Genomic DNA, 13,635 nt, shown 5'->3' with positions numbered 1-13,635 from the left:
ACTAAAAATCTATTTTTTAACAGCAGAGCATCCTGCCATTGTTGTAATTTTAATTGCTTCGGTTGGCGGAAGGCTGTCATTTCTTTTTACCGTTTCAGACACCACACTTCTGGCCAATTCTTCGAACGCTGCCTGTACTACAGTAGCGGTCTGTAACGCTGCCGGACGACCGTAGTCACCAGCTTCACGAATACTTTGAACGATTGGCACTTCACCAAGGAAAGGCACGTTCAGGTCGGCCGCAAGATTTTTAGCACCTTCTTTTCCGAAGATGTAATACTTGTTTTCCGGTAATTCCTCCGGAGTGAAATAGGCCATATTTTCGATAATTCCCAAAACCGGCACGTTGATGCTTTCGTTCTGGAACATCGCCACTCCTTTTTTCGCATCGGCCAAAGCCACTGCCTGAGGCGTACTCACGACGACTGCCCCGGTAAGCGGCAAAGACTGCATGATGGATAAATGGATATCTCCTGTTCCCGGTGGTAAATCCACCAACATGAAGTCCAGTTCGCCCCAATCCGCATCAAAGATCATTTGGTTTAAGGCTTTGGAAGCCATAGGCCCTCTCCAGATAACGGCTTGATCAGGACTGGTAAAGAATCCGATGGAAAGCAATTCCACGCCGTAGCTGGTAATCGGTTTCATTTTTGATTTACCTTCCACCTGAACTGAAATCGGTTTTGATTTTTCAACATCGAACATGATAGGCATTGATGGCCCGTAAATATCGGCATCCAAAACACCAACCTTAAAGCCCATATTAGCTAAGGATACTGCTAAATTAGCCGTGATCGTAGATTTACCTACTCCTCCTTTTCCTGATGAAACGGCTATAATATTGCTGATACCCGGAATAGATTTCCCTTTGATTTCAGGTTTTTCCGGAGCCTCCACCTTGATGTTGACTTTTACTTTTGCTTTTTCGTATATCTTTTCGTGGATTACTTTGATGATGTCTACCTCAGCACGTTTTTTAATATGCAGGGCGGGAGTATTCAATACTAAATCAACTACTACTTCGTCTCCGAAAGTGATTACGTTTTGTACCGCTCCGCTTTCAACCATATTTTTTCCTTCTCCGGCAATGGAAATGGTTTCCAAAGCACTAAGAATTTCTTTTCTGTCTAATTTCATATTGTGTGAAAATGCTTTAAATCTTTCTTTTACAGCCCTTTATTAAGACTGATTTTAGATTGCAAAGATAACTTGAAAAGTTCAATAGAGAAAAGGCTAAACGCAAAAGTTTTGTGAATTTTTAAGATAATATTGAACTTCCGGTTGCCAGAAATGCTTTTCAAAATCGACTATCTGATTATTGACCACCTTAATTCCTTCGCTCTCCAACAATTGCTGCATTAGGTTTGTTCCTTCAAAATAATGTTTTCCGGTAAGCATCCCTTTCCGATTAACCACCCTGTGCGCGGGAATATCTTCTTTTAAATGGGATGCATTCATGGCCCAGCCTACCATCCTTGCCGAACGTGCTGTTCCAAGTGCTTTTGCAATAGCGCCGTAAGACGTAACTTTTCCGTAAGGGATTTGGCGGGCAACCGCGTAGACTCTCTCGAAAAAATTATCGTTATCCGAAGCCATTTTTAACTGCTTATGATTCTAAAAATTGTAAACAATGAAATGATGCCGGTCACCGTCCCGATGATGTAATTCCCGTTAACCATAAGAAATGAGGGTTTATCAGTCTCTTTTCTCTTAAAAAACAAGATGTAGAGATAGAACATTAAAAAAGAACCGGTTACCGAGCCCAAAACGAAAAGGGAGATATCCGACTGATTAAAGAAAAACCATCCTTTCCGGGAACACCAAATACTTATGACCACATGGTACGGAATGGGCAACAAATTGAGAAACGCCAGCAACATTCCTAAAAAAAAACGACTGGTTTTACTCCTCTTTTTAAGGGTTTGTTCTTCCTTTTTTTTCTTTTTACCTGCCCAGAAAAAGTAAATGGTCAATGCTGAAAAAATAAAAACCCCGACTTCCTGTAAAAGAACCACAATACCAGGATTCCTATCTATGAATTTAGCGAATAATACAGCGATATAGGTTTGAAAAAAAACCGTGACACTGGCGCCCAGCGCGAAAATCACAGCCCGGTTTCTTCCGTCTACAGCGCTAACTTTTGCCGCCGTCATATTGAGCAGTCCCGGAGGAGCCACACCTACTGACGCTGCGGTAAAACCGATTATTAGCGGCAAAAAATAATTCATTATTTGATTTTGAATTGGATGTACGTAATCGGTTTATCCTGCTCCAAGTACTGGCTCTCATAGAATGTCTGAATCGCCGTAACCACTTCAGGCGCTCCTTCGTTTTTATACACGTTATGATTCGCATAAATCACTTCGTGCCCTTCTCCGTGAAGCAACCCAAGCGTATACCCGTGCATGAACTCGCTGTCCGTTTTCAAATTCATCAATCCGTCATGCTTTAAAATCTTCTTGTAACGTTGCAGGAACTCGGAATTCGTCATTCTGTGCTTTGTACGTTTGTATTTTATCTGCGGATCCGGGAAAGTAATCCAGATTTCATCTACTTCTCCTTCAGCAAAACAATTTTCTATCAATTCAATTTGAGTACGCAAAAAGGCTACATTGTGCATATCGCTTTCTACAGCAGTTTTTGCACCGCGCCAGAATCGGGCTCCTTTGATATCTATACCGATAAAATTCTTTTCGGGATAGCGATTTGCCAAACCAACCGAATATTCTCCCTTACCACATCCTAATTCCAAAACCAGTGGATGGTCATTTTTAAAAAACTCCTTGTTCCACTTGCCTTTCAACGGAAATGTATCATTTATTACTTCTTCTCTTGTTGGTTGGAAAACATTATTGAATGTAGCGTTTTCCTTAAATCTTTTTAATTTATTTTTACTTCCCACGACTTGATTTAAAATTTTTGTAAATTTAAGGAAATATACCGCAATAAAAATAGTTTTACCTTGCAGTATTATTTTGCGGCCAAAGATAAGCAATCCATTTAAAAGAATTGGTTATTAAACAGTTAAGCAGCTTTGTTGTCAACATTTAGCAAAAATGAACAAAAGAAGAATTTTAGTAGCACCTTTAAATTGGGGCTTAGGTCACGCCACACGCTGCATTCCGATTATTCAAGCCTTGGAAAACAACGGCTTCGAACCCCTGCTTGCTTCTGACGGGATTGCCCTGGCGCTATTAAAAAAAGAATTCCCGCACCTTACTGCATTGGAACTTCCTTCTTATAAAATTCAGTACGCCCAAAATGAAGCCTATTTCAAATGGAAACTGATTCAGCAAATCCCAAATATGGTCAAAGCTGTTCGTCATGAACGGAAAACCGTTGAAAAATGGATTCAGCAATTTGACATCTCCGGAATTATTTCGGACAACCGCTTAGGGGTTCATTCCAAAAAAACACCTTCGGTTTTCATTACCCATCAGTTGAATGTCTTAACCGGAAACACATCGTGGTTTACAACTAAAATACACCATTTCTTTATCCGAAAATTTGATATTTGCTGGGTTCCCGATGTAGCCAGAAAACCAAATTTATCAGGAAGACTGGGGCATTTAAAAGAAACAACTCTCAACCTGAAATACATTGGCCCATTGAGTCGTTTTCACAAGAAAGACCTTGAAGAAATCTACGACCTGATGGTTATTTTATCAGGACCCGAACCTCAACGAACTTTGCTGGAAGAAAAACTGCGGTTGGAATTAAAAAACTACAATGGCAATATTCTTTTCATTCAGGGTGTAATCGAAGAAGAACAAAAAAGCAGCAAACGCTTTAATCTGACCTGTTATAATTTCATGGGTTCCACCGAACTGGAAACGGCATTCAACCAAAGCAAAATGGTATTATCCCGTTCAGGTTATACTACTATTATGGATTTGGCAAAATTGGGCAAAAAAGCGTTTTTCATCCCTACACCAGGACAGTACGAACAGGAATATCTGGCGAAAAAACTCAAAAAGAAGGGAATAGTTCCTTCTTCAAAACAAAGTGATTTCAAAATAGAACATTTACTTCAGACAGATATTTATCAGGGATTGAAAAATATTGCAGATGAGGAGCCTGACTGGGAAGAATTATTTAGCCTTTTCTAAGGTGAACGAAAACTCGGAGCCAAAACCATATTTGCTCTCCACATAAATCTTCTCGTGATGTGCCTCGATAATATGTTTCACGATGGAAAGTCCTAATCCTGATCCGCCTTCCGAACGGGAGCCACTTTTGTCTACTCGAAAAAAACGCTCGAACAGTCTGGGAACATTGTGACTCTCTATCCCTTCTCCGTTATCGGTCACCCGGACAATCACCTTGTTATTGGTTAAATTCTCGATACTGACTTCCGTCGTACCTTTTTCTTTTCCGTACTTAACCGAATTCATAATCAGATTGGTCAGTACCTGTTCTATTTTTTCCTGATCGGCACGCACATAAATTGGCTTGGTGTATTTCATGTCGAACATGAGCATTATGTTTTTCTCGTCTGCTTTCATTTCCAACAGATCAAAAACATTCTGAACCACATCCACTATATTGAATTTGGAATAATTCAGATTCTGGTCGCCGGTTTCCAGTTTGGAAATCATGTCAAGGTCTTTAACTATATTAATCAGACGCTCTACGCCTTTTTCGGCACGTTCCAGATACTTTTTACGAATGGACTTGTCGTTCATGGCTCCGTCAAGCAGCGTTGACAGATAGCCCTGCACGGTAAACAATGGGGTTTTCAGTTCGTGAGAGACGTTCCCAAGAAATTCCCTACGGTATTCCTCACGAACTTTCAACATTTCTATTTCGATTTTTTTCTCCCGGGCGAACTTCTGAACATCAAGAGTCAACGTTGCCATATCGGTTGTAATTGGCTGGTTGCGCAACGTCGTGGAATCCAGAAGCGATACGTCATCGTAGATTTTCTTAACGCGTTTATAGATGAATTTCTCCACGCGGAATTGCAATACAAAAAAAGAAAAAAGAAAAATGGCAATAGTAAATACCGCCAGAAAGGGATAATTGATTTCAAGAAAAAAATACAGCAAAATAGCAACAAACCCTGTTGCAAACAACGTGATATAAAATGCAGATTTTACGGCAAATTTGTATGATTTCTTAAAGCTTATACTCATTTACAGCTCCAGCTTGTAGCCTACTCCTTTAATAGTTTTGAACAAATCGTCTCCGATTTTTTCTCTTAATTTTCTAATATGAACATCGATCGTCCTTCCACCCACAACCACTTCATTACCCCAGACTTTATCCAGAATTTCTTCTCGTTTGAAAACTTTCCCCGGTTTGGTAGCCAAAAGATAAAACAATTCAAACTCTTTTCTCGGCAGGATGATTTCCTTACCTGCGCTGATGATTTTGTATTCTTCGCGGTTGATTTCAATCTCCCCTACACGAAGCACATCACTTTTTGTATCTTCATCCTTAAGTCGGCGCAACAACGCTTTTACTTTGCTTACCAGTAATTTTGGCTTGATCGGCTTTGCAATATAATCATCGGCACCGGCATCAAAACCGGCTACTTGTGAATAATCTTCGTTACGGGCCGTTAAAAACGTTATGATAACATCAGCCAATTCAGGAATTTTTCGAATATTTTCACAGGCTTCCATCCCATCCATTTCCGGCATCATTACATCCATAATAATAAGTTGCGGAAGTTCTTTTTTGGCTTTGGCTATAGCTTCTTTACCGTTGTTTGCCGTTACCACCTGATATCCCTCTTGGTTTAAATTATAACCTACGATTTCCAAAATATCCGGTTCGTCATCAACCAATAAAATCTTTATGTCTTTCTTTTTCATAAATGGACACTATTATGTGTTTTCGGGATGTAAAGGTAAAGATAATACAAAACGATTAATCTTACATCCCCTGACTTAACGATTATTTAATGTAGTAACAATTTGATAACAGGACACAAACAAAAGCATAACAAGCCTATAACCTCAAATTAACGCATCAGGAGTTCCTTTGCCGAAAAATTAAACAACACGAAAATGAAACTTAACTTTTTAGTAACTACCCTTTTATTTACGGTTTTTGCATTTGCACAAAAAGGAACGGTTACAGGCAGCATTACGGACAAGGAAATGAATAATGAAGCACTTCCTTTTGCTACCGTAATGATTAAAGGAACAACCAATGGCGTTAACACAGACGAACAAGGACATTATTCGATTTCCGTTTCTGAAGGTAACCACGTCTTGCTTATTTCTTTCCTAGGTTATGAAAGTGCGGAAATTCCATTCACAATTAAAAGCGGTGAAACAAAAACAATAAACCAGGCCTTGGGCGCCAAAGGAGTCGAACTTCAGGATGTGGTCATTAAGGTTGACCAGAATCGGGAGAAAGAAACCGCACTTTTAGTGGAACAGAAAAAAGCGGTTGAAATCAAACAATCCATCGGAGCTCAGGAACTTTCCAGAAAAGGAGTGAGCGATGTAGAAGAAGGACTTACCAAGATGACCGGGATTTCTAAAGTAGGTTCAAGAGGTTTGTTTGTTCGCGGATTGGAAGACCGATACAACAATTTACTGATCAACAATTTAGCGGTACCTTCAAACAACCCATTCAAGAAGATCATACCGTTGGATTTAATCCCGACGGATGTGGTAAGCGTGATTGAAACATTCAAAACATTCAATCCTAATATTTACGGAGACTTTGCGGGAGCTACTTTTAATATTGCCACTTCCAAAGCAAACAACAGTATTACGAAATTATCCTTGGGAGCTGGCTTGGCAACCAACAACAACCTGAGAAATTTTTACATAACAAGTGATGCTGACAACGCAAAAGGATTTTTCGGTTTAACCGGAAACGACAGAGCTTTGCCTTCCGAATTTAGCGACAATCCTTTTCCGCCGGCAACGATTAGTGGCCAGAAAGCCGTCGATGCATTCAAAACCGGATTTGAGATTAAAAAAACCAAAAGTCCGTTAAATACCAGTGTCGGAATTTTGCATGCTGAGAAATTCAATCTGAAAAACAGCAATAAGATAAGCTACCTTTTATCTTTGAATTTCGACAACTCTTTCCAGTACAGGACAGGGGTTGACAGAACGCTAAACCAAGGCGACCTGATTCAGTATTCAAACAACTTTACGACCACGACTTATAATTACAAAACTAATTTCTCATCAATTTTAGGATTGAATTATTCTTCCGAAAGACTGAATTTATCAACAAACGTATTGTACCTTAAAACTTCAGAAAACCTGATTCAGGATCAGTTGGGATATCAGAATGCGCAACAGGATGTTAACGATTATCTGATCCGTACCAATCAATTGGATGAAACCAATTTTTTAAACGGTCAGCTATTTGGGGATTATGCCTTAACTTCAGACAAAAACCATTTGGTAAAAATGGGTGTTTCCTTAGCTAAAACAGCTTATGACCAGCCCGACAGAAATTCATATACTGGACATCAACTAGCCGAAGACAATGTATTGGTAAGTTACGGCGGGAACAATTTCCTGAGACAGTATTTAGATGTTAAAAACGACGTATTCAGTTCGGCTTTCCTTGAATACAACTTTAAATTCGGAAAAGAACACAAGTTGTCTGTCGGATACAACGGAAACACCAATAGCACCGAATCTTCCTATAGATTTATCCAGACCATCTCCCCCAACAATATCATATTTAATTTAAATCCGTTTACAGTCAACGAGCAGATTAAAACCGATTTATTAAACAACGTAATTTCGTATCAGGAGTCCAGTAATGCCAACTGGAAAGCAAAATTAGAGGAGAACAACAATGCCGGTTATGCTAACCTGTTTTACAAATTCTCAGAGAAATTCGATGTTAATGCCGGTTTCAGAGCTGAAAATTATGACCGCACAACCAAATACAAAGGCATTGGTTCATTCGACCAACCTTACATCACTGTAAATACAAACAAAATGTATTTTTTACCATCGGTTAACGCTAAATATGGTCTTAATGAAAATATGAACCTTCGTTTTGCAGCATCTCAAACGTACTCAAAACCGGTTATTCTGGAATCATACCCGTTACAGCTTGTTAACCCGGACAATACGGTTTTCCAAGGAAATCCATACTTGGTTAACAGTGACAACACCAATATTGATTTAAAATTCGAAATGTTCCCAACATCCAAAGAAATGTTTGCCGTAGGTCTATTTGGAAAAAATATCAAAAATCCTATCGAACGTTCTTACTTAACGAGCCCAGGCTCTACCATTACAACGTTCCTGAATTCCGAAAATGCAAAACTATACGGATTGGAAGCCGAATTCATATTAGACCTTCAAAGGGTATCATCTACATTCAAAGATCTTTCATGGGGATTCAACACTTCCTTGATGCATACGAAAGTAACGGTATCTGACGTAGTAACAAGTCCAAACGGAAACCCGATAGTTAATATCGAGACACACAAAGACCGTGAATTACAGGGAGCATCGAAATGGCTTATCAATTCTGATTTAAAATACCAGTTCAACATGAGCAACACCTGGACCAATACTCTTTCAGTAGTTTATTCTGTTTTCGGAAAACGTATTTACAGTGTGGGTACGACTGGTCTGGATCATATTTATGAATTACCGGTGAGCCGATTGGATCTCGTATTGAACAGTAAATTATCCAAACATTTCGATTTAAAATTATCGGCAGACAACATTCTGAACCCTCAAACAAAATTTGAATTGGGAAGAGAAAATACAAGCACCTTCAATGAAGCTTCGTACTTGATGAGAAATTTCAAAAAAGGAGTAGGATTCTCATTCAACCTTGGATACACTTTTTAAATCATACTGTATCACAAGTAAATAACTAAAAAGCAACGGTATCCGTTGCTTTTTTTGGTTACAATTACATAATCCCGATAACTTTTACTTTACCTAAAGTTGAAATTCCTTTAATGATAAGTTGATATTTACTTAACCACTCGTTTTCAAAATTAAAACACCTTTGTATCAACGAATTAAACTAAAAAACAACAAGAAACAAAAAACAAAAACAATGAAAAAATTAGTATTAAGCCTAGCTATTTTAGGCGCTCTATTCACAGGTTGTTCAAAAGACGATGAGGAGAACAACAGCACTCCAGCTACTCCAAAAGAAGGCGAAATCAGCGGAGACATCACAGCAAACACTTCTTACGAATATGGAAATTACACTTTAAAAGGAATCGTAAGAGTAAAACCAGGAGCAACATTAAAAATTGCTGCAGGAAGCACTGTAACATGTAACAAGATTAATGGCGACAACGCTTTAGTTGTTGAAAACGGTGGAAAATTAATCATCGATGGTACAGAATCATCTCCTGTTATCTTTACAGAAAATTCTAAAATCCCTGGTTCTTGGGGAGGAATTATCATGTATGGAGATGCTCCGGTGAAAGTTTTAGGAGGTGGAAATACTTCCATGTCAGAAGACGGTTTATCATTACCCTACGGAGGAAGCAACGCAGCACATAACGGAGGTTCGTTGAAATATGTTCGTGTGGAATATGCAGGAAAAAAATTAGCTGACGGAACAAAAGAATTAAACGGGTTTTCATTCTATTCAGTTGGTTCCGGAACTGTTCTTGATCACTTAGTATCTTATATGGGTGCTGACGATGGTTTCGAATTTTACGGAGGAACAGTAAGTTTGAAAAACGCTATTTCTTACGGAAATTATGATGATTCATTCGACTGGCAAGACGGATGGCAAGGTCAGGACAATATCAACTGGTTTGCTTACCAAGTAAACAAAGGTAACTTTGGTATTGAAATCGAAGCTTCTGCAAACAACAACGACTTTTATCCAAAATTCACTAACGTAACCTTGAAAAGAGCTGTAGGATGTACTCCGGAGTCTGCAGGTGACGTTCAAGTTGATGCTATCCAGTTCAAAAAAGAAGGTAACGGAGACTTTACAAATGTGGTTATCGACGGATATGGTTCTTACACAGAAGGCACTACAACTTACCAGGGTGCAGCTATTAAAATCCAAGATGCGAATACAAACAACAATCAGGTTAATGGTTCAAAAATTAAACTGACTGGCGTTAAAATAACTAACACAGCACAAGATATTGCGGGTGCAACACCTTCGATGACAGTAGCATTCCCTGCAGGTAAATTCACTACGAGTGCCGCTTCAACAGGAGCTTCCTTAGCCCCTGGAACATGGTCTACAGTTAGTGGAAACAGTTTACTTCAATAAACAAAGATTTAAAAACAGTCAAAAAACGCTCTTAATCGATTAAGGGCGTTTTTTTGGCATATGTTTTGAAAATAATTTTATATCTTTACACTAAATTAATCAGTTCACATGAAAAGAAATTACTTTTATATTATCCTTCTTTCTGCCTTTTTATTTTCCGCGTCAGCCATGGCTCAGGATAATAAGAATGCTTCCGTGAACAAAACCCAAGAAAGCACAATTGAAGGTTTAAGTATTTATCCTAACCCAACTACTGGTGACAAGATTTACATTGTCTCTAAATTATCATTGGATAAAGAAATTGAAATTTTCGATGTCCTTGGGAAAAGAATACTTCAAACTACAATTAGTTCTAAAGAACTAAACATAGGCAACCTTAATGCAGGTGTTTACATCATCAAAATCAAAGAAGGCGAAGCTTCAGCTACAAGAAAACTGATTGTTAAGTAATCGCTACGTAATCCCCTTTTTTCTTAATTTTAATTTCACGCAGAAAAGTTTTACAATCTACAAATCATTGTTATATTTGCTGACTAATTTTAACCATTTAGTTACAAATGAAACAAATCTACATGTTGATTGTGATATTTTTTATCACTTTGTCCTCTCAGGCACAAGTTGTAATCTCTCAGGTATTTGGAGGCGGAGGAAGTACTTCCAGCCCAACCTACAAGTACGATTTTATTGAAATCTTTAATCGAGGAACAGCACCCCAAAACTTGAAAGACTGGTCCATACAATACTCGGCCGATGTCGGAACTTCTTCTTGGAAAGTAACTAATTTGACCGACTTTACCTTACAACCTGGGCAATATTATTTAATCAAACAAAATTCAAGTTCTACCTCTAACGCACCGGACTTACCCGCTCCGGACGCCACCGGAAACATTAATATGAGTCAAGGCAATGGAAAAGTTGCGTTGGTAAACTCCATCACTGCTTTAACCGGAGCCAATCCAACTTCAACTTCTATAATAGATTTGGTAGGTTACGGCACAACCCCTAACGGATACGAAGGCTCCGGCCCAACCGGGACAGCTCTAACGATCACAACATCCTTTCAAAGAGTAGACGGCGGCTGCACAGACACCAACAGTAACCCTAATGATTTTGCCATAACAACACCTGCTGCCAGAAACTCAGCATCACCATTCAATGTGTGCCCAACTGCGCCAGCTTCTCCGTCTTTAACTATAAATTCTCCTGCTAACACGGCGGTCTTCTCCCCTGAAACAACAAGCGTTACTGTTGCGATGACCGTAAGCAATTTCAACGTGGCAAACGGCACAGGCGATGGACACATCCACTACACTATCAATGGTGGTGGCGTAGTTATGAAATATGACACCGCTCCAATTGCAATCCCTACTACTCCAGGAAACACTTACACCGTTTATATGGAATTGGTTGACAACTCTCACAACCCTATTTCCCCGGCAGTTAACAAAACAGTTACTTTCTCAGTAGCAGCCTATAATGTAGTTGCTAATTTAGCTGAATTAAGAGCCGATGTTATCGCTAATGGAGAAGGAAAATACTACCAAATCAACAGCAACCCCGTAGTGACTTACAAACGAACTACGAGAAACCAAAAATACATCCAAGATACAACAGCAGCTATCCTAATTGATGACAGCGCGGGAATCTTGGCTGGCCCAATAGCTATAGGCGATGCAGTATCAACCCTGAAAGGAAAAGCAACTTTATACTTCGGTACATTAGAACTAATCCCTACATCGAGTGCTTCTATAGCTTCTTCAGGAAACACAGTAGTTCCTCAAGTAGTGACCGCTGCAACTATCTCAGCTAATCTTGAAGCATACGAAAGCGAATTGGTTCAAATTAATGGAGTTTCCTTCACAACAGCTGACGGTACAGCAACTTTTACCACTTCCAACAGCTACATACTTGATGACGGAAGCAACATCACTTTCAGAACGCTTTTCTCCGAAGCTGATTATATCGGACAAGTTATCCCTTCAGGGCCAAGAAATTTAGTTGCCTTGGTTACTGATTTTAATGGTGCAGCCCAAGTAACAGCCAGAGCAATGAGCGACGTAACATTATCAACTGTTGGTTTTGACGCTATTGCAGGCTTACAGGTACACCCTAACCCGGTTAAAGACGGAAACTTATTTATATCATCAACTTCCGGATTAGAAAAATCAGTTGTAGTTTATGATATTCTTGGAAAACAAGTTTTAGCAAACAATGCGGTTAACAACATCTTTAATGTTTCTTCATTAAACAGCGGCGTTTATATCATTAAAATCACAGAAGAAGGAAAAACGGCGACCAGAAAATTGGTTATCAAATAGTTTTTTTTCCTAAAACAAAGAAAGCATCAGCGAAAGTTGGTGCTTTTTTATTTTTGTACATTTGCCTTATGCTATCAACGTCAGACATTTTTCACATCGCTTCCAAAAAAGAGTTTGAGAAAATCACACTCAAGGTGTTCCGTTATCAATACGACAACAATCCGGTGTACAAGAATTTTTGCAACCTCTTAAAGAAGGATAAGTCAAACGTAAAATCGATACAGGAAATTCCTTTTTTACCCATACAGTTTTTTAAGTCGCATGATGTGGTAAGTTCCTCCGAACCGGTACAAACAATATTTACCAGCAGCGGAACAACAGGAACAATCACCAGCCGCCATATGGTCACCGATTTGAATTTTTACGAACAGAGTTTCCGATCAGGTTTTTCCCAATTTTACGGTAATATTGAAGATTATGTGGTTTTGGCACTACTCCCTTCCTATTTGGAACGTGAAGGATCCTCTTTAATTTACATGGCAAAAGATCTGATTGAAGGCTCCAACCAACCCGACAGCGGCTTTTACCTGCATAATTACGACGAACTGATTCAAAAGTTAACCCAATTAGACCAATCGGGACAAAACATGATTTTAATTGGTGTTACCTATGCTTTACTGGATTTGATTGAAAAACAAAACTTTCAGCTAAAAAATACCATCATCATGGAAACCGGAGGCATGAAAGGAAAGCGAAAAGAAATCATCCGGGAAGAATTGCACGATATCCTTTGCAAAGGTTTCGGCGTATCCAAAATCCATTCGGAATACGGTATGACCGAACTACTTTCCCAAGCTTATTCCTTGGGAGACGGCATTTTCGAATGTCCTCCCTGGATGGAAATCCTTATCCGTGATACCGAAGACGCCCTGTCTTATGTAGCGGAAGGAAAAACAGGCGGCATCAATGTGATTGACCTGGCCAATATCAATTCGTGTTCGTTTATCGCCACTCAGGATCTGGGGAAAAAATATCCCAACCATTCTTTCGAAGTACTGGGTCGTTTTGACAATTCCGATATCCGTGGATGCAATCTGATGGTTATCTAATTAACCCTAAACTTTTAGAGCACAAAAAAACCTGCAAAATTTAAGATCCTGCAGGTCAATATTTG

General features: G+C 39.1%; 12 protein-coding genes. 6 read left to right on the top strand and 6 right to left on the bottom strand.

What is annotated here, in order from left to right:
• Window positions 1–9: 9 nt before the first annotated feature.
• The 4 genes from LZF87_RS04855 to trmB form a co-directional block, all read right to left on the bottom strand.
• Window positions 10–1,137, bottom strand: coding sequence for an Mrp/NBP35 family ATP-binding protein (locus LZF87_RS04855; protein WP_244342174.1), 1,128 nt, complete (start codon window positions 1,135–1,137; stop codon window positions 10–12).
• Between the two features lie 96 nt (window positions 1,138–1,233).
• A complete protein-coding gene (locus tag LZF87_RS04850; RefSeq protein WP_244342173.1) occupies window positions 1,234–1,596 on the bottom strand; it encodes an MGMT family protein in 363 nt (120 codons plus the stop codon).
• 2 nt (window positions 1,597–1,598) lie between these two features.
• Window positions 1,599–2,228, bottom strand: coding sequence for a lysine transporter LysE (locus LZF87_RS04845; protein WP_244342172.1), 630 nt, complete (start codon window positions 2,226–2,228; stop codon window positions 1,599–1,601).
• Complete coding sequence (gene trmB / locus LZF87_RS04840; RefSeq protein ID WP_244342171.1) at window positions 2,228–2,902, bottom strand: tRNA (guanosine(46)-N7)-methyltransferase TrmB; 675 nt, start codon at window positions 2,900–2,902, stop codon at window positions 2,228–2,230. Before trmB ends, LZF87_RS04845 begins: the two co-directional genes overlap by 1 nt.
• Window positions 2,903–3,056: 154 nt before the next feature.
• Between trmB and LZF87_RS04835 the strand changes: the two genes are divergently transcribed.
• Window positions 3,057–4,109 carry a glycosyltransferase gene (locus LZF87_RS04835; protein ID WP_244342170.1) on the top strand — a complete coding sequence of 351 codons (1,053 nt, stop codon included), beginning with the start codon at window positions 3,057–3,059 and terminating at the stop codon, window positions 4,107–4,109.
• Here LZF87_RS04835 and LZF87_RS04830 read toward each other — a convergent pair.
• Window positions 4,092–5,135, bottom strand: coding sequence for a sensor histidine kinase (locus tag LZF87_RS04830; protein WP_244342169.1), 1,044 nt, complete (start codon window positions 5,133–5,135; stop codon window positions 4,092–4,094). The two genes, LZF87_RS04835 and LZF87_RS04830, sit on opposite strands and share 18 nt — an antisense overlap.
• Window positions 5,136–5,819: a response regulator gene (locus LZF87_RS04825; protein WP_244342168.1), complete on the bottom strand. Its 684-nt coding sequence runs from the start codon at window positions 5,817–5,819 to the stop codon at window positions 5,136–5,138. It abuts the gene before it with no gap.
• A gap of 195 nt (window positions 5,820–6,014) precedes the next feature.
• Here LZF87_RS04825 and LZF87_RS04820 point away from each other — a divergent pair, with 195 nt between their 5' ends.
• The 5 genes from LZF87_RS04820 (at window position 6,015) to LZF87_RS04800 (ending at window position 13,570) form a co-directional block, all read left to right on the top strand.
• Window positions 6,015–8,798 (top strand): TonB-dependent receptor, encoded by a 2,784-nt coding sequence (locus LZF87_RS04820; protein ID WP_244342167.1) that lies wholly within the window; start codon window positions 6,015–6,017, stop codon window positions 8,796–8,798.
• A gap of 214 nt (window positions 8,799–9,012) precedes the next feature.
• The gene (locus LZF87_RS04815) at window positions 9,013–10,203 is read left to right on the top strand and encodes a hypothetical protein (protein WP_244342166.1); all 1,191 of its coding nucleotides are present in this window, start codon (window positions 9,013–9,015) and stop codon (window positions 10,201–10,203) included.
• 108 nt (window positions 10,204–10,311) lie between these two features.
• Entirely contained in the window at window positions 10,312–10,653 is a 342-nt protein-coding gene (locus LZF87_RS04810) for a T9SS type A sorting domain-containing protein (RefSeq protein WP_244342165.1), read from the top strand.
• Between the two features lie 107 nt (window positions 10,654–10,760).
• The gene (locus LZF87_RS04805; RefSeq protein WP_244342164.1) at window positions 10,761–12,521 is read left to right on the top strand and encodes a lamin tail domain-containing protein; all 1,761 of its coding nucleotides are present in this window, start codon (window positions 10,761–10,763) and stop codon (window positions 12,519–12,521) included.
• A 68-nt stretch (window positions 12,522–12,589) separates the two neighbouring features.
• On the top strand, window positions 12,590–13,570 hold the full coding sequence (locus LZF87_RS04800) for an acyl transferase (protein WP_244342163.1): 981 nt from the start codon (window positions 12,590–12,592) through the stop codon (window positions 13,568–13,570).
• The last annotated feature ends 65 nt before the right edge of the window (window positions 13,571–13,635 follow it).

The sequence above is a fragment of the Flavobacterium enshiense genome, assembly GCF_022836875.1.
GTDB classification, from domain to species: Bacteria; Bacteroidota; Bacteroidia; order Flavobacteriales; family Flavobacteriaceae; genus Flavobacterium; species Flavobacterium enshiense_A.
Note: the sequence above shows the minus strand (reverse complement) of the source record. Positions and strands in the feature narration are given on the sequence as shown.

Excerpts from the sequence above, each read along its gene's own strand:
- LZF87_RS04855 (WP_244342174.1), bottom strand. The coding sequence starts at position 1,137 with ATGAAATTAGACAGAAAAGAAATTCTTAGTGCTTTGGAAACCATTTCC.
- LZF87_RS04850 (WP_244342173.1), bottom strand. The coding sequence starts at position 1,596 with ATGGCTTCGGATAACGATAATTTTTTCGAGAGAGTCTACGCGGTTGCC.
- LZF87_RS04845 (WP_244342172.1), bottom strand. The coding sequence starts at position 2,228 with ATGAATTATTTTTTGCCGCTAATAATCGGTTTTACCGCAGCGTCAGTA.
- LZF87_RS04835 (WP_244342170.1), top strand. The coding sequence starts at position 3,057 with ATGAACAAAAGAAGAATTTTAGTAGCACCTTTAAATTGGGGCTTAGGT.
- LZF87_RS04830 (WP_244342169.1), bottom strand. The coding sequence starts at position 5,135 with ATGAGTATAAGCTTTAAGAAATCATACAAATTTGCCGTAAAATCTGCA.
- LZF87_RS04825 (WP_244342168.1), bottom strand. The coding sequence starts at position 5,819 with ATGAAAAAGAAAGACATAAAGATTTTATTGGTTGATGACGAACCGGAT.
- LZF87_RS04820 (WP_244342167.1), top strand. The coding sequence starts at position 6,015 with ATGAAACTTAACTTTTTAGTAACTACCCTTTTATTTACGGTTTTTGCA.
- LZF87_RS04815 (WP_244342166.1), top strand. The coding sequence starts at position 9,013 with ATGAAAAAATTAGTATTAAGCCTAGCTATTTTAGGCGCTCTATTCACA.
- LZF87_RS04810 (WP_244342165.1), top strand. The coding sequence starts at position 10,312 with ATGAAAAGAAATTACTTTTATATTATCCTTCTTTCTGCCTTTTTATTT.
- LZF87_RS04805 (WP_244342164.1), top strand. The coding sequence starts at position 10,761 with ATGAAACAAATCTACATGTTGATTGTGATATTTTTTATCACTTTGTCC.
- LZF87_RS04800 (WP_244342163.1), top strand. The coding sequence starts at position 12,590 with ATGCTATCAACGTCAGACATTTTTCACATCGCTTCCAAAAAAGAGTTT.